General features: G+C 31.8%; 15 protein-coding genes. 12 read left to right on the top strand and 3 right to left on the bottom strand.

Going from position 1 to position 16,443, the window contains the following annotated elements; all coding sequences use genetic code 11:
* Positions 1-2 precede the first annotated feature (2 nt).
* Positions 3-944, bottom strand: coding sequence for a YihY/virulence factor BrkB family protein (locus ACGLWY_RS08255; RefSeq protein ID WP_396619198.1), 942 nt, complete (start codon positions 942-944; stop codon positions 3-5).
* Positions 945-1,044: 100 nt separating this feature from the next.
* Complete coding sequence (nadC, locus tag ACGLWY_RS08260) at positions 1,045-1,905, bottom strand: carboxylating nicotinate-nucleotide diphosphorylase (protein ID WP_396619199.1); 861 nt, start codon at positions 1,903-1,905, stop codon at positions 1,045-1,047.
* A gap of 128 nt (positions 1,906-2,033) precedes the next feature.
* On the opposite strand from nadC, the gene rlmH reads away from it, so the two are divergent.
* Positions 2,034-2,507, top strand: a complete 474-nt coding sequence (gene rlmH, locus ACGLWY_RS08265) for a 23S rRNA (pseudouridine(1915)-N(3))-methyltransferase RlmH (RefSeq protein ID WP_396619200.1) — start codon at positions 2,034-2,036, stop codon at positions 2,505-2,507.
* Between the two features lie 62 nt (positions 2,508-2,569).
* Here the strand turns inward: rlmH and hpf are convergent, their stop codons facing one another.
* Complete coding sequence (gene hpf / locus ACGLWY_RS08270; protein WP_396619201.1) at positions 2,570-2,869, bottom strand: ribosome hibernation-promoting factor, HPF/YfiA family; 300 nt, start codon at positions 2,867-2,869, stop codon at positions 2,570-2,572.
* A 122-nt stretch (positions 2,870-2,991) separates the two neighbouring features.
* Between hpf and ACGLWY_RS08275 the strand changes: the two genes are divergently transcribed.
* The 11 genes from ACGLWY_RS08275 to ACGLWY_RS08325 all read left to right on the top strand — a co-directional run bounded on the left by ACGLWY_RS08275 (position 2,992) and on the right by ACGLWY_RS08325 (position 16,427).
* The gene (locus ACGLWY_RS08275; RefSeq protein WP_396619202.1) at positions 2,992-3,564 is read left to right on the top strand and encodes a non-canonical purine NTP diphosphatase; all 573 of its coding nucleotides are present in this window, start codon (positions 2,992-2,994) and stop codon (positions 3,562-3,564) included.
* 70 nt (positions 3,565-3,634) lie between these two features.
* Positions 3,635-5,854 carry a RelA/SpoT family protein gene (locus ACGLWY_RS08280; protein ID WP_396619203.1) on the top strand — a complete coding sequence of 740 codons (2,220 nt, stop codon included), beginning with the start codon at positions 3,635-3,637 and terminating at the stop codon, positions 5,852-5,854.
* A gap of 26 nt (positions 5,855-5,880) precedes the next feature.
* A complete protein-coding gene (locus tag ACGLWY_RS08285) occupies positions 5,881-6,333 on the top strand; it encodes a Fur family transcriptional regulator (RefSeq protein WP_396619204.1) in 453 nt (150 codons plus the stop codon).
* Between the two features lie 12 nt (positions 6,334-6,345).
* Positions 6,346-7,623 carry an adenylosuccinate synthase gene (locus tag ACGLWY_RS08290; RefSeq protein WP_396619205.1) on the top strand — a complete coding sequence of 426 codons (1,278 nt, stop codon included), beginning with the start codon at positions 6,346-6,348 and terminating at the stop codon, positions 7,621-7,623.
* Positions 7,624-7,695: 72 nt separating this feature from the next.
* Positions 7,696-8,799 (top strand): helix-turn-helix domain-containing protein, encoded by a 1,104-nt coding sequence (locus ACGLWY_RS08295; protein WP_396619206.1) that lies wholly within the window; start codon positions 7,696-7,698, stop codon positions 8,797-8,799.
* 80 nt (positions 8,800-8,879) lie between these two features.
* Positions 8,880-10,262 (top strand): hypothetical protein, encoded by a 1,383-nt coding sequence (locus tag ACGLWY_RS08300; protein WP_396619207.1) that lies wholly within the window; start codon positions 8,880-8,882, stop codon positions 10,260-10,262.
* Between the two features lie 413 nt (positions 10,263-10,675).
* Positions 10,676-11,620 carry a hypothetical protein gene (locus tag ACGLWY_RS08305; protein WP_396619208.1) on the top strand — a complete coding sequence of 315 codons (945 nt, stop codon included), beginning with the start codon at positions 10,676-10,678 and terminating at the stop codon, positions 11,618-11,620.
* Positions 11,621-11,707: 87 nt separating this feature from the next.
* Complete coding sequence (locus ACGLWY_RS08310; RefSeq protein WP_396619209.1) at positions 11,708-11,926, top strand: hypothetical protein; 219 nt, start codon at positions 11,708-11,710, stop codon at positions 11,924-11,926.
* Positions 11,927-11,991: 65 nt separating this feature from the next.
* Complete coding sequence (locus tag ACGLWY_RS08315; protein WP_396619210.1) at positions 11,992-12,927, top strand: M28 family peptidase; 936 nt, start codon at positions 11,992-11,994, stop codon at positions 12,925-12,927.
* A gap of 114 nt (positions 12,928-13,041) precedes the next feature.
* Complete coding sequence (locus tag ACGLWY_RS08320) at positions 13,042-15,204, top strand: OstA-like protein (protein ID WP_396619211.1); 2,163 nt, start codon at positions 13,042-13,044, stop codon at positions 15,202-15,204.
* Positions 15,205-15,251: 47 nt separating this feature from the next.
* Positions 15,252-16,427 carry an aspartate aminotransferase family protein gene (locus ACGLWY_RS08325; protein ID WP_396619212.1) on the top strand — a complete coding sequence of 392 codons (1,176 nt, stop codon included), beginning with the start codon at positions 15,252-15,254 and terminating at the stop codon, positions 16,425-16,427.
* The last annotated feature ends 16 nt before the right edge of the window (positions 16,428-16,443 follow it).

Below are 16,443 nucleotides of genomic sequence, written 5' to 3' on the forward strand. Positions count from 1 at the left end.
ATCTAAAACCTTTTACGCAATTTGTTCAAAGATGCATTTAACTCGTAACCAAGCAACAAAATATTAGCATTTAGCCACAAATAAAACATAAGAATTAAAAGTGCACCAATAGAACCGTATAGTTTATTATACTGACCAAAATTTTCTATATATATACCAAATAAAAAAGACAATAAAATAATAAGGAATGTTGTAAAACCAGCGCCAACAGAAAAGAATTTAGAATATTTCCCTTCTTTGGTTCCGAAATAATACATGGTTGCCGTTGCTATATACACTATAAACACAAAAAACACATACTTAACCACTTTAAACCAAAACACGCTTTGTGCCGCCACATCATATCCTTTATTATGCAAGGTATCTAACACCTTTTGCACCACATAAATTTGAAAGTATCCCAAAACCGCTATAGTGACAATAAGCAAAAAAGCCAATATTAAAGCGACACCTAAAGCGAATAAATATTGTCTAAATACGCTTCTGGATAATTGCTCATGGTATGAGTTTTCAAAACCAGAAAACAAGGCATTTACACCATTTGCCATAAGCGCGATAGACAATACGAATACGGATGACAATAAACCACCCCGTTGTGAATTATCAATACCTTCAAAAATGTTTTTAAAGAAAAATTCGGAAGTACTTGGTGGTAAAAACGATTCTAAAAACCTTAAAAATTCAATTTTAAAATCGTCTATAGGCACATAAGGTATCACTATTAAAACAAAGAGCAAAAAAGGGAACAATGCCATAAAAAAACTAAAAGCAATAGCACTTGCCCTTGTGGTTAAGGCGCCTTTTACTATGCCTGTTATGTAAAGTTCCAATAAATCGTAAAACGATAAGCCTTCAAGGCCCGGTAGTTTGGCTCGTTTAAAAAAGCGCACTAAAATATTTACAACAGGAATTTTATCGAGTTTTTCTTCAAGAGGCTTTGTCATTAATAATTTACGTTAAAATTCATAACAAAGTTATTAAAATTAAAAATGTCAGTATAATAAAAGTACATTATACCGACATTAAAATATATAGTAAGAAAAACTACTTTATAGCTTTTAAGCTTAAATCCATATTATGGACAGAATGCGTTAATGCACCCGATGAAATAAAGTTCACACCACACTCTGCATAATGTCTAATGGTTGTTTCGTTAATATTTCCAGACGATTCGGTCAGACAGGTATCACCTATCATTTTTACGGCTTTCTTGGTATCTTCATAATCAAAATTGTCAAGCAAAATCCTATAAATACCATCGTTTTTCAGAATCTCTTCAACTTCGCTTAAATTTCTGGCTTCAACCATTATTTTTAAATCTTTCCCCGTATCTTTTAAATATTGTTTGCTCATTTCAATAGCTTTGGTAATGCCTCCAGCAAAATCAATATGGTTATCTTTTAGCATGATCATATCGTACAATGCAAACCTGTGGTTTTCGCCACCACCAATTTTAACAGCCCATTTTTCTAACACACGAATTCCCGGAGTTGTTTTTCTAGTATCCAAAATCTTGGTTTTAGTACCTTTTAATAAATCTACAAACATTTTGGTTTTTGTAGCAATGGCACTCATACGCTGCATGGCGTTTAATACGGTACGTTCCGCTTTTAATATAGATTGCGCCGAACCTTCTACATACATAACCACATCACCATAAGTCACTTCTGAACCATCTTCTATTAGAACTTCTAACTTCAAATTTTTGTCAACATAAGCAAAAACCTTTTTAGCAAAGTTAACACCTCCAATAATGCCTTTGTCTTTCACCAAAAGTTTAGCTTTCCCTCTGGCATTATCAGGAATACATGCCAATGAACTATGATCGCCGTCTCCAACATCTTCCCTAATGGCATTAGATATTATTGACTTGACTTCTTGATCAAATTGCTCTTGTGTTATCATAATATAAGGTTGATTTGCCACAAAAATAAGAAATAGATTTACTTTATTTAATTTTACAATTACGAATTTTCTAAATTTTTCATATTTAAATTCATTATTCATAATTACTAAATGCTAATTTTGCCATTATGACCATCAAACTTATTGCTATAGGAAAAACAGATAATAACGATTTAAAATCGTTAGTGAATGATTACACCAAACGATTAGGTTTTTATATTAAGTTTTCAATTGATATTATTCCCGATATAAAAAATGTTAAAAATTTAAGCGAAGATCAGCAAAAACAAAAAGAAGGCGAACTTATTTTAAACAAACTAAACGCTACCGACGTCTTAATTTTACTTGATGAAAATGGAAAACAGCAAGACTCGGTTGCTTTTTCTGAATATTTACAAAAACACATGAATTCTGGTATAAAACAATTGGTTTTTGTTATTGGTGGCCCTTATGGGTTTTCACAGGAAGTTTATAACAAAGCAAATGGGAAACTATCATTATCTAAAATGACATTTTCCCATCAAATGATTCGCTTATTTTTTATCGAGCAGCTTTATAGAGGGTTTACCATTTTAAAAAATGAACCCTACCACCATAGATAATTAATGATGAATGATTAGTGATCAATGATGAATAATTTTTTCACTTTACATTGTTAATTGACTTAGTATGTTTTAAAAACTTCTTTTCGCTTTTTTAATTGACGTTCTAAATCATTAATAGTTTCTCTCACAGCTACTTCAAAATTTCGTTCGGTTGATGTAGCAAAAATTCTAGGTCCTGGCAAACTTAGTTCTATATTACATATTTTGCCAGTATCGTGCTTATTTTCGTCTTGTTTAAAATACACGGTGGCACTTATTAAAAACTCATATTTATTGAATAAGCTTTTTAGTTTTTCTTCTGTAAAAGCTGAAAGGGTTTCGCTTACATCGACATCTACGTATTGAAAATTTACGGTCATATTTATTTGTTTTATTATTTTATAAACTTAAAATAACCATCTTATTTTTTTAATGATTATTATCAGGTAAAATACAAATTTTTAAAATGAATCCTATTAATTTTGGCATAAACTTAAAAATAATGAAAATCGTTTTCGCTACCAATAATTTAAATAAGCTCAAAGAAGTACAAGTTTTAATACCTAATCATATTAAACTACTTAGTTTAAAAGACATTGATTTTTTTGAAGACATTCCAGAAACCCAAAACACTATTGAAGGGAACGCTATTCAAAAAGCAAGTTATATCAAAGAAAACTACGGTTTTGATTGTTTTGCTGACGATACTGGATTAGAAGTTGACGCCTTAAATGGGGAGCCTGGTGTATTTTCGGCACGTTATGCTGGTGAACAACGAAATGCCAACGATAATATGGATAAATTATTGGATGCATTAAAAGACAATCCCAATAGAAACGCCCAATTCAAAACAGTCATCGCCTTACAACTAAACAACAAACAATATATATTTACAGGTATTTGTAAAGGAGAGATAACAAAAACAAGACAGGGTGAACAAGGTTTTGGTTACGATCCTATTTTTAAACCCAAAGGCTACCAAAATACGTTTGCCGAAATGGATTTAAGCCTAAAAAACAGTATTGGACATCGCGGTAAAGCAGTAGCTCAACTAGTTGCTTTTTTAAATTCGTAACCTATAAAAAATCATTATAAAATTTAACAATACTATTGGTTGTTAATATTCTTTATGTTACTTTTAAATTATGACAGAGGAAGAAATTGGAAAAGAAAATGCAACCATTACCAAAGCCTACAAAGAGTTATTAAAAGTTAGTTATACCACCCTTACTAACGATGATAAAAAATTAATTCGAAAAGCTTTTGAAGTTGCCTTAGACGGACATAAAAATCAGCGCAGGAAGTCTGGTGAAGCTTATATATTTCACCCCATTGCTGTTGCCAAAATTGTAGCGCAAGAAATTGGATTGGATGCTACTTCCATTGCTGCTGCATTACTACATGATGTGGTTGAAGATAGTCCTGATTATGAAATTGCCGATATTGAAAAACTATTTGGAAAAACTGTAGCAACCATTGTTGATGGCCTTACAAAAATTTCATCATTAAGTAAAGAAAAAGACATGAACGTGTCTTTACAAGCTGAAAATTTTCGAAAAATGCTGCTTACACTTAATGACGATGTTCGTGTTATCATTATAAAAATCGCAGACCGTTTGCACAATATGCAGACCATGGACTCAATGCGTTCAGACAAACAAGAAAAAATAGCCTCTGAAACTCTATATATTTATGCGCCTTTAGCACATCGTATTGGACTTTACAATATTAAAACCAAACTGGAGGACTTAAGTTTAAAATATACCGAACCAGATGTTTATAATGACATTTTACACAAAATAAAAGAAAGCAAAGAAGAACAAGACCTTTATATAGCACAATTTAGTGAGGTTATAAAAAACTCTTTGGATAAAGAAAATTTAGCATATACTATAAAAGGACGCCCTAAATCAATTTTTTCCATCAGAAAAAAAATGCTCAAGCAAGGTGTTTCTTTCGATGAAGTTTATGATAAGTTTGCTATTAGAATAATCTATGAAAGCGATCCTTCATCTGAAAAATTTTTAGCTTGGAAAATTTATTCTATAGTTACCGATCATTTTAGACCCAACCCCATTCGTCTTCGCGATTGGATTTCATCACCAAAATCTACAGGTTACGAAGCATTACACATTACCGTAATGGGTCCTAAAGGGCGTTGGGTAGAAGTACAGATACGTAGCGAACGCATGAACGAAATTGCCGAGAAAGGATATGCGGCCCACTATAAATACAAACAAGAAAACGAAAAAGAAGATAATCTAGAAGACTGGATAAACAAACTGCAAGAGGCACTGGAAAACCCTGAAACCAATGCCGTGGATTTTGTTGAACAATTCAAACTTAATTTATACTCAAAAGAAATCTTTGTTTTCACACCGGCCGGCGAATTAAAATCGTTACCCAAAGGTGCTACCTCATTAGATTTTGCATTCAACATACATACCGAAGTGGGTATGAAAACCCGCGGCGCTAAAGTAAATGGTAAATTAGTCCCATTAAATCATGTCCTTCAAAGTGGCGACCAGGTAGACATTTTAACATCGGAAATGGCTAAACCAAATGCAAACTGGCTAGACTATGCCACTACAGCAAGAGCCAGAAGCAAAATCAAATCTGCCTTAAAAGAAGACAAAAAACGCATTGGCGAAGAAGGAAAAGAAGTATTAAGACGCAAATTAAAACAGTTAAAAATCAACCTTAATGAAGCGTCTATAAACGAATTAGTGAACTTTTTTAAACTTAAAACGAGTTTAGATTTGTTTTACAGAGTAGGCATTGGCACTATAGACAACAACATGCTTAAAGACTATGCGTCTTCTAGAAGTAATGCTTTAATGAGTTTTATTAAAAGTAAAATCTCTAAAAAAACACCCATAAAAAAAGAGGAGATTGAAAAAGATGAAGTAACCACTAATTACGATTCTTTAGTCTTTGGAAAAGAAGAAGAAAAATTAGACTATAAGCTAGCTAGTTGCTGTAACCCAATTCCTGGTGATGATGTTTTTGGGTTTTTAACAGTTTCAGAAGGTATTAAAGTTCATAAAAAAAACTGCCCAAATGCATTAAGTTTGCAATCTAATTATGCCTATAGAATTATGCTTGCAAAATGGATCGATTCCTCGCAACAGGAATTTTTAGCTCAAATTGTAATTACGGGCATAGACCATATAGGATTGGTAAACGACATTACTAAAATAATTTCAGAGAACATGCATGTAAACATGAAAAGTATTAGTTTTGAAAGTGACGGTGGTGTGTTTTCAGGAAAAATTAACCTAGTAGTAAAAAATAATACCCTTTTAAAAAAGCTCTTAGATAAACTTAAAAAAATTAATGGTATAGATAAGGTTACTAGACTGTAAAAAATGTGTAAATTTGCGACGAAATTATGGATGAAAACGTAGAAACAAAAAATCAAGAGATAGTAAAAAGTGTTTTTACTAACTTTTTAGAAAACAACGGACACCGAAAAACGCCCGAACGATACGCTATACTGCAAGAAGTTTATAATAACAAAGAACACTTCGATATAGAATCACTATATCTTAGCATGAAAAACAAAAAGTATCGTGTATCTCGCGCAACACTATACAATACCATAGAATTGCTTCTTGAATGTAAACTGGTTAGAAAGCACCAATTTGGTCAAAATCAAGCACATTACGAAAAATCTTATTTTGATAGACAACATGACCATGTGATACTAACCGATACTGGTGAAGTTATAGAGTTTTGCGACCCACGAATACAATCCATCAAAAAAACCATCGAAGAAGTTTTCGATATTGAAATTAATAATCATTCACTTTATTTCTACGGGAATAGAAAATCAACTAAATAACTAATTTTTACAATGGCAGTAGATTTACTACTAGGACTACAATGGGGAGACGAAGGCAAAGGAAAAATCGTTGACGTACTTACCTCTAACTACAATATTATTGCACGTTTTCAAGGCGGTCCAAATGCAGGACATACACTGGTTTTTAATGGACAAAAACACGTTTTACATACCATTCCATCTGGAATTTTTCACGATGGCACTACCAATTTAGTAGGTAACGGTGTCGTAATAGATCCTGTGATTTTTAAAGGGGAATTAGCCAAACTTGAAGCTCAAAATGTAGATTACAGAAAGTCTTTAGTTATTTCTAGAAAAGCACACATTATTTTACCAACACATCGCTTATTGGATGCTGCCAGTGAAGCCTCTAAAGGAAAAGCTAAAATCGGCTCAACTTTAAAAGGGATTGGCCCCACATACATGGATAAAACCGGCAGAAACGGGCTTCGTGTGGGCGATTTGGAATTAAGCGACTGGAAAGAGCGTTATAGAGCATTGGCCGATAAGCACGAATCTATGATTGCTTTTTACAACGTAGATATTGAATATAATTTAGCGGAGCTTGAAACAGAATTCTTTAAAGCTATTGAAGTTTTAAAATCATTAAAGTTTATAGATTCAGAAGAATACATTTACCAAGCACAAAAATCTGGAAAAACTATTTTAGCTGAAGGTGCCCAAGGCTCGTTATTGGATATCGATTTTGGAACCTATCCATTTGTAACATCCAGCAACACCACTGCCGCTGGTGCTTGTACTGGTTTAGGCGTGGCACCAAACCAAATTGGTGAGGTTTTTGGCATTTTTAAAGCGTATACCACACGTGTTGGTTCTGGACCATTCCCTACCGAATTATTTGATGAAGATGGTGCAACCATGAGTCGTGTCGGTAACGAATTTGGAGCAACCACAGGCCGCCCAAGACGTTGTGGCTGGTTAGATTTAGTAGCCTTAAAATACGCTTGTCAAGTTAATGGTGTGACCCAATTAATGATGATGAAAGGTGATGTGCTTTCTGGGTTTAAAACCTTAAAAGTTTGTACCGCTTACAAATATAAAGGTGAGGTTATCTCACATTTCCCTTACAACATTGAACCAGAAAATGTAGAACCTATTTATACAGAGGTTGATGGTTGGGCAGAAGACTTAACTGAAATGTCTGATGCTACACAAATTCCAAAAGCATTAAACGAATATATTGAGTTTTTAGAAAAAGAACTTGAAATTCCTATTACCATAGTTTCTGTTGGTCCTGATAGGAAACAGACTATTTTTAGGAAAAACTAATTAAGTTTTAATTTACTTCAAATATAACAAAAGACTACTGTTTTAAGTAGTCTTTTTCTTTATATTTGTTTTATGAATTACTTAAATTTAAACATTTTTAATATTGTAATACTTGTAGGTATTATCCATGGGTTTATTTTTAGTCTAGTAATAGCTTTTAATAAAAAATTACACTCTAAAGCAAATTACTTTTTAGTGCTTACAATTTTAGCACTTGCCTTTAGTAATTTACAATACTGGGTTATGGATACAGGGTTAATAAACAGGTCTGTTTACGATAGACACCATCTGCTTTTTATCCCTTTTGAATTTTTAATACTTCCTTTCTTCTACTTTTTTGTTAAAAGCTATCTCGATAACCCAGTTAGGCTAAATGAAAAAATACTCTTGTATAGCCCTTTTATTTTATGCATGCTTTACTTGGGTATTAAAGACGTACTACAAATAGATATAAAACTTGCAAAAACTATAAATTTAATTATTGAATATGCTTCAATTCTTCTATCAACTATCATTGTTTTGCTAATTTTTAAAGTTTTAAACAAATATGAAAAGTCACATTCCAAACCTGTACTTTCTAATATAAAAATTAAAACCAAATGGTTAAAAAATCTTTTGTATTTAGGGTTGGTTATTATTTTAATTTGGTTTGTTTCTATTAGCTTTTTAGAAACCACAACAAGTAGAGGTTTTTATATTTTCTATCCACTATGGATAAGTATAACTCTTATAATTTACTGGATAGGTTATACTGCTATTATCCAAAAACAAATTTTTATTGATAGAAAAGAAATAAGAGCTAAAAAAGAAAACATACTAAAAGTTAAAACGAACAAAACAACATATAATAAAATTGACACCTTAATTAACGATTCAAAATTGCATTTAAATCCTGCGTTATCATTACAAACACTTTCTCAAGAACTTAATTTAAGTGAAGGCTACATATCACAACTTATAAACAAAAATTCGAATTTAAATTTTAATGACTATATAAATTCATTGCGTGTTAATGATGCTAAAGAGATGTTGGTAGATAACCAATACGATAATTACACAATTATATCTATTGGTTTAGAAGCTGGTTTTAACTCTAAATCCAGTTTTTATACAGCATTTAAAAAGTTTACAGGCAAAACACCTCTTGAATACAAAAAAGATATCCGAAATCTTTAACTTTACAAGAAATCAGGACTTCATACGATTAAAACTACATTAATATTGTTTCATAAATAAATAACCATACCAAAAAAATCATGAAACAACAATTATTAAAACTTGTGCTTTTACTTATTATTTCAATTTCTTTAATTAATTGCAATAAAGAAGAAGTCCGTCAAACATCATTAAATGATATCCAACAAATTCAAGGTGGATTCACTTTAGAAAACTTTAACGACCCTTATATAAAAGAAAATTTAATTGTAGATTGGAATGATTTCAATACAAACCCTGAGGACAGTATTACTATTTATGAATATAACACGTCTTTTAAAGTAAAAAGAACTTTAGAAAACGACAATCAATTATTCAAAGTTAAATATAAAATACTAGCTGTTAAAGACAGCTTAGAGAATTGGTCTTTTGAACTGATTAAATTTTTGGCCAACAATGACAGGTCTTTAAATAATACATCCTATTTTTATCCTAGTACATTCTCTGGCACATTGTATCATTATAACTTAAAAGGAGAGACAGTAAAATTAAAAGCATATGAAGATGGCGAATTAATACATGAATTAGACCCTAACAAGCCAAACATTAATAGTGCGCAGTCAAAGTACGACATAAAAAATCTTTCTAATGTGGACGCTGACCCTGATGGAACTGGGGGCATCTATATTCTGGTAACTACAATTCATTATACCGATTGGTACGCCAATAATCAAGGAGGCACTACATTATATTATACGCACTCTGTTCATAATTACACTACTTACGAGTATGTTTATGTTCCTAGTAGCACAAGTAGTTATACAACAAGTTTGCATAGCCATACAAGTCCTCAATTTGGCAGTTCGGGTGGTGGAACAAATAATCATGATCATGAGGTGATTTTAGATGAAGAAGTTATTGTTGAAGGACCTGATAAACCAATTACCAATATGGCAGATTATTTAAAATGTTTAGATCCTACACAGAGTGCAACGTTAACAATTTATGTTAATGAGCCAGATAATAATTCCACCAATCTCTTAGGTCCAGATGGTGTAGGACATACTTTTGTCTCAATTCAACAAGGCAATAATATTGCTTCTTTTGGTTTCTACCCAGTTTATGGCATTCCTAGTCTAATTACTCCTGTTGACGGCGTTATGGGTGATAACAGTAATACAGAATATGATGTCAGTTTAACTATTAACAATGTCTCTCCAAGTAACCTACAGAAAATAATTAATCGTGCTATTAGCTATTCAATTTCAGATTATAGTTTAGAACAACAAAACTGTACCGACATGGGAATTGATTTAGGTAATTTAGCAGGTTTGCCAATACCCGAATGTAATGCAAACCCTATATATTTTTATGGCTCTACTCCTGGTAGATTGGGCGAATATATAAGAAATTTAAGCTCACCTCCATCAGGTGTAACTCGAAACACAAATGGAGGTAATTCACCAAGCAATAATTGTAATTAATTACATATTTAAAACTAACTTATAAAATGGCTTCAATAAAAAAATTAAAAAATATATCATTAATTGTATTTATAGTTATGATTATTCCTTATGGGAAATTAGAGATGTTAAATGGTTTTGTTATCATTGTAAATTTATTTTATTTTTTCAAAATAAACTCGTTAACACTTTTAGATTATATTTTTTTAATATCTTGTTTTGCTGGGATCTACTTGTTTTATTTTAAAAAAAACTATTTTATAGTTATTGGATTTCTTCTAACTTATTTATGGCTTTTTTACAAAATAGATTATATAAATCTTAGAAACAGTTTACCTGTAAGTATTTCTCTTCTAATATACGTTTTAACATCAATCTATACATCCTATAAAGTAATTTTGGATAACAAAAAAACATAACTTAAAAGTACCCAAATGAAGAAAACCTTATGCATGACTATTTTTATCGCCTTAGGAATTAATTATATTCTTTTATCACAAAACGAAAATATTACAATTAATTTTAAAAGAAACCCAGATAACACTATAGATTTCTATTATGACAAAAAACTCCCCGGTAGTTTTTATTTAAATTTAAAGTTTAGCAATCTACAAAATTGTAATCGCTTTAGTTATAAAGGTGTTTTAAAAAATAATTCTGGAAGCCTTTTTAAATTAAAACCTATAAACAATCAACAACCCATAATTTTTTCTTATAAATTTTCCTATATACGAGGAACTCCTAACCCAAAAGTAGACAGTTTATTTACTTATAGCTTGCCCTTTAAAAAAGAAAAAGCAGTAACCGTACTTGAAACTACTTTTTTAGGAGAAACTTATTTTGGAAGTAAAGCCCCTTCTAAATGGAAGTCTTATGTTATTAATCGATCTTATACAGATACTGTATACAACATGAGAAAAGGGGTGGTTGTTGATATTATCAATGAATATCAAACTGACACTTTAGTGCCATATGATTATAAAAGCAAAATGAACAGTATTCTAATAGAACATGAAGATGGCACTTTTGCTTCATATAAAGGTTTTAAAAAGAACACCTTTTTAGTTAAATTAGGCCAAACAGTATATCCACAGCACCAACTAGGGATTTTAGATATACTTAACAAAGATACTTATAGGTTATACTTTGACGTTTACTATCTAATTGACAAAAACATTAACTCAAAACAAAAAGAAACACTAAAAGAACAAATGAGTTATGTTGAATATCTAACACCTTATTTCAATACTACAGATGGCGTTATGCAATTAAAAAACGGTACTAATTACATTGTAGATTTCAATAAAACCATCCTATTTAAAGAATTCACAAAAAGAGAAATTAAAAAATACGAGAAAAACCCCAATGAATTTGAATAGAGAAAAACTCCGTCAACAAATTATTTATTTCAAAAACGCTCCAAAATGTTTTGACAAAAACTAACCTCGCTAAATTAACTATCTATATTGAGCAAGCTGTTGAAAACTCTAGAGAAAATCGTAGTGGTTTTGGAATTGAAATGGCATCACGAGGTTGTTTTAATTTACTTCGTATCGTTGGAACAAGTCCACAACTTGGATGAAGCACATAACAATATTTCAGACCCTGATGGTATTTTCAATCAAGGGATTTATAACGCAAAAAAAATCATTTCAGTTCAAAAAACAAAAAGAGTGTCTGATTAGGCTAAATAACAAGTATAAAATGACTTCTTTTCAATAATTGTATAATTATAACCTTTATTATGCCCATGAAAAACCTATTTCACACCTTGTTTTTAATAGTATCAATCTATGCTAATTCACAAACGAAACCCATAGATTCGCTTAAATTCATAAATCAAAATAGGATTAAAGAAGATTTAGTAAAAATCACTCAAACACAAGAGAGTAGGAACTATCAAAATATAAAGACACTCAATGCCGTAGCAGATTATATTAAATCAGAACTAACAAAGGCCTGTGATTCTGTAACTTTTCAACCCTATTTGGTAAATGGAAAAACATATAAAAATGTTATTGGTTCTATTGGTGTAGAACACAAAGAACGTATTATTATTGGGGCTCATTATGATGTATGTGGTAATCAACAAGGGGCAGATGATAATGCTAGTGGCATAGTTGGACTACTTGAACTAGCTCGCCTGCTTTCAAAAGAAAAATTAAATTATAGGATAGATTTTGTTGCATATACTCTAGAAGAGCCTCCTTTTTTTAGAACCAAACAAATGGGTAGCTACGTTCATGCTAGTTATTTACACAAAAATAACATTTCTGTTAGGGGGATGATTTGTCTAGAAATGATAGGCTTCTATAGTAATCAAAAAGACTCTCAAAGATACCCTTTACCAGAAATGCACTTAAAGTATGGTGACATTGCTGATTTTATCACGGTTGTTCAAAGTGAAAAAAGTGGAGAATTCGGCAAGCAAATTGAATTACTAATGAAAAAACAAAACACTATAAAGACTATATCTTTTGAAGGCTCCAGTTTGGTAACTGGTGTAGATTTTTCTGATCATTTAAACTATTGGTTTTTTAATTACCCTGCCGTTATGATAACAAATACAGCTTTTTACAGAAATAAAAACTATCATACTAAAAACGACACCATAGAAACCTTAAATATTAATAAAATGAGTGCCGTGATAGAACAATTATATTTAACCATAAAGCAATTAAAATAATTTCTACACAAAATTATACAGCTTAAACGCTCCAAAAAATAATTTGGAGCGTTTTTTGTACCAAAACAATTATAAGTTATAATTATCGTTATTTTTGTGACAAACTTTTAGAACTTGAATAAACAAACTTTATATATCATACTGCTTCTTTGCTTATTTTCAACAGAGATTATTCATTCCCAAGAAAAGAAGAAAATTGAAATTGAATATGCTGGCAGGTTAACTATTGATGAAGAAAACTACCCCGGTGCGAAAGTTTTAACCCGAGACGAATCGCAACAAGTGCATATTATGCAGGGAAGCATAAATATGTGGAGCGATAAAGCCATTTATTACAGCGGTGAAAATTTTATTGAAGCCTACGGAAATGTGAAACTAATTCAAGCTGACACCATTCACATGACTTCAAAATATGTTGAATACAGTGGGATCACTCAATTAGCTTTTGCCAGCGGTGATGTGGTTTTTAAAGATCCAAATTCAACCATTACATCCGACACATTGTATTACGACCGTGTAAAACAACAAGCCTTTTATAAGAATGGTGGTACTGTAGTAATAGACACATCGGGAACTATTACCAGTAAAATTGGTCGGAATTACATGCAACAAAAAAAATACCAATTTGTAGATGATGTGGTATTGGTTAATAAAGATGCCACCATCAATTCTAATTATTTCGATTTTTATTCTGATACAGGTCATGCTTATATATTTGGGCCTTCAACCATAGTTACAGCCAAAAGTAATACTTATACCGAAAAAGGATTTTACGACACCAAAAACAAAAATGGCTATGCCGTAAAAAATTCTAAAATTCATTACAACGACCGTATTATAGAAGGTGATAGTTTGTATTTTGACGATACCATAAAATTTGCATCGGCAACCAATAATATAAAAATAACCGATACTATAAACCATAGTATTGCAAAAGGGCATTACGCTGAGGTCTTCAAAGCCCAAGATTCGTTGTTCATTACAAAACGTGCCTTAGTTGCAACCAAGCAAGAAAACGATTCCATCTACATGCATGCCGACAAAATAATGGTAACCGGCAAGCCAGAAAACCGTATTGTTAGAGCGTATTACAATGCCAAAATTTATAAATCCGATTTAAGTGGAAAAGCAGATTCCATACATTCAAACCAAAAAACAGGTCTCACACAGCTCATAAATTTAAGTCGTTTATCGTCAACCGATGTGTTTTCAACCAAACGACGTCCCATTCTTTGGAATGTTGAAAACCAAATGACAGGTGATACCATTCATTTAATTTCAAATCCAAAAACCGAAAAATTAGACTCGCTGCTTGTGTTCAACAATGCGTTTATAATTAGTAAGGACACTATAAGTAAAACGGGATTTAATCAAATTTTCGGCATAAAATTAACGGGGCTATTTAACGACGAAAACCAATTACGCAAAGTAGATATTGTAAAAAATGCCGAATCTGTTTTTTATACCAGAAACGACAAACAAGAACTTATAGGCATAGACAAAGCCAAATCTGGAAGTATATCCATTGTTTTTGCCGATGGCGATATTGAAGAATACACCCGATACAACCAAGTTGATGGCAATTTATACCCAGAATCCAAATACCCAGAAAAAGAAAAACGCCTTAAAGGTTTTGATTGGCGCGAAGATGAACGTCCACTAAGCGTTGAAGATTTGTTTAAAGATGACGAACCTTTGGTTTTACCCACTATAAAAGGTCTAGATGATTACATTCCACAAGATACTTTTTTTGATGAAGAACTTTTAGAACGCATTAAATTGGCTGGGCAAAATCATCAGAGGATTTTAACAGAAGCCTTATTAAGAGAAATAATAACTAAAGAAGATCCTAAAAATTATTTTCAAGTAATAATTAATGCTAAAGTGAAAAAAAATGACAACTTCCAATTGTTTTATACCAATGATATTTCAAAAAATTTTTCTGAAACTCAATCATTAATAAAAATAGTTATAGGTCAAGAAGAATTTCAAAATATAGAATTTCAAATACCAAATAAAGAATACCCAACCAACTTAAGAATTGACGTAGGTTCCAACAAAGATCAAAACCAGCTTAAAATTGATTCAATCCTACTTAGATATGGGGGTTATGAAATTTTTATTCCAGAACATTTAATTCAAAAATATTTTAAGTATAACGATTATATTGATTTAAACAATTATACTTATAATTTACATACTATAAATAAAAATTACGATCCTTTTTTTACTTGCACTGAGGATTTAATTACATTACTAAAAAAACTAAAAAAATGAAAATATTAAGCATACATCCTTATTAATATTGCTTAAATTTCTCAGCTATGCCTTCAGATTTCCTCAAATATCAAGCACAAACCTCACCACACCCATTAGCTATGGAGGTTTCCCATGCCAATGGGAGCTATATTTATGACACAAATAACAAAGCCTATTTAGATTTTGTTGCTGGTGTTTCGGCAACTCCTCTAGGTCATAACCACCCAAAAATAATCAGCGCCATTAAAGAGCAACTTGATAAGTATCTACACGTGATGGTTTATGGGGAGTATATTCAAAAACCTGCTGTAGAACTCGCTAAATTGTTGGCTAAAAACCTGCCCTACCCTTTAGAAAATACCTATTTGGTTAATTCCGGTACCGAAGCCATTGAAGGAGCTTTAAAATTAGCAAAACGCGCTACGGGCAGAAGTGAAATTATCTCGGCAAAAAATGCTTACCATGGTAATACGATGGGCTCGATGAGCGTTATGGGTTACGAAGAACGCAAACAAGCTTTTAGACCATTGTTGCCAGATGTTCGTTTTATCGCTTTCAATAATGAAGAGGATTTAAATCATATTACCACAAAAACCGCTGGGGTTATTTTAGAAACCATTCAAGGTGGTGCTGGCTTTATTGAACCCGAAAATGGGTATCTAGAAAAAGTTAGGAAACGCTGCGACGAAGTTGGTGCTCTTTTAATTTTAGATGAAATCCAACCAGGTATTGGCAGAACAGGAAAACTTTTTGGATTTGAAAACTACAACTGTGTTCCAGACATTTTAGTTTTGGGCAAAGGCTTAGGTGGTGGTATGCCCATTGGTGCTTTCACAGCTTCCCGTAAGTTAATGAATTTGCTTCAAGACAACCCAAAACTAGGCCATATTACAACCTTTGGTGGGCATCCTGTTATTGCTGCATCTGCCCTTGCTACCTTAAAAGAAATAACAGAAAGCAATTTAATGGCACAAGCCTTAGAAAAAGAACAATTATTCCGTAAGCTTTTAGTACATCCATTAATTAAAGATGTTCGAGGAAAAGGTCTCATGCTTGCCATTATAACCCCTTCAGCCGAGATAACAAACACCGTAATTTTGCAGTGTCAAGACAAAGGTTTGATACTCTTTTGGTTACTTTTCGAACCTAAAGCTATCAGAATTACACCACCGCTAACCATCTCAAATCATGAAATTATTGAAGGTTGTTCTATTATTATCGATATTTTAAACAAAATTTAACAACAAATAATTAATC

This window comes from Mariniflexile sp. HMF6888 (genome assembly GCF_044335535.1).
GTDB lineage: Bacteria > Bacteroidota > Bacteroidia > Flavobacteriales > Flavobacteriaceae > Mariniflexile.

What these genes read in the sequence shown, in the direction of transcription:
- ACGLWY_RS08255 (WP_396619198.1), bottom strand. Translation starts at nt 944, where the DNA reads ATGACAAAGCCTCTTGAAGAAAAACTCGATAAAATTCCTGTTGTAAAT.
- nadC (WP_396619199.1), bottom strand. Translation starts at nt 1,905, where the DNA reads ATGATAACACAAGAGCAATTTGATCAAGAAGTCAAGTCAATAATATCT.
- rlmH (WP_396619200.1), top strand. Translation starts at nt 2,034, where the DNA reads ATGACCATCAAACTTATTGCTATAGGAAAAACAGATAATAACGATTTA.
- hpf (WP_396619201.1), bottom strand. Translation starts at nt 2,869, where the DNA reads ATGACCGTAAATTTTCAATACGTAGATGTCGATGTAAGCGAAACCCTT.
- ACGLWY_RS08275 (WP_396619202.1), top strand. Translation starts at nt 2,992, where the DNA reads ATGAAAATCGTTTTCGCTACCAATAATTTAAATAAGCTCAAAGAAGTA.
- ACGLWY_RS08280 (WP_396619203.1), top strand. Translation starts at nt 3,635, where the DNA reads ATGACAGAGGAAGAAATTGGAAAAGAAAATGCAACCATTACCAAAGCC.
- ACGLWY_RS08285 (WP_396619204.1), top strand. Translation starts at nt 5,881, where the DNA reads ATGGATGAAAACGTAGAAACAAAAAATCAAGAGATAGTAAAAAGTGTT.
- ACGLWY_RS08290 (WP_396619205.1), top strand. Translation starts at nt 6,346, where the DNA reads ATGGCAGTAGATTTACTACTAGGACTACAATGGGGAGACGAAGGCAAA.
- ACGLWY_RS08295 (WP_396619206.1), top strand. Translation starts at nt 7,696, where the DNA reads ATGAATTACTTAAATTTAAACATTTTTAATATTGTAATACTTGTAGGT.
- ACGLWY_RS08300 (WP_396619207.1), top strand. Translation starts at nt 8,880, where the DNA reads ATGAAACAACAATTATTAAAACTTGTGCTTTTACTTATTATTTCAATT.
- ACGLWY_RS08305 (WP_396619208.1), top strand. Translation starts at nt 10,676, where the DNA reads ATGAAGAAAACCTTATGCATGACTATTTTTATCGCCTTAGGAATTAAT.
- ACGLWY_RS08315 (WP_396619210.1), top strand. Translation starts at nt 11,992, where the DNA reads ATGAAAAACCTATTTCACACCTTGTTTTTAATAGTATCAATCTATGCT.
- ACGLWY_RS08325 (WP_396619212.1), top strand. Translation starts at nt 15,252, where the DNA reads ATGCCTTCAGATTTCCTCAAATATCAAGCACAAACCTCACCACACCCA.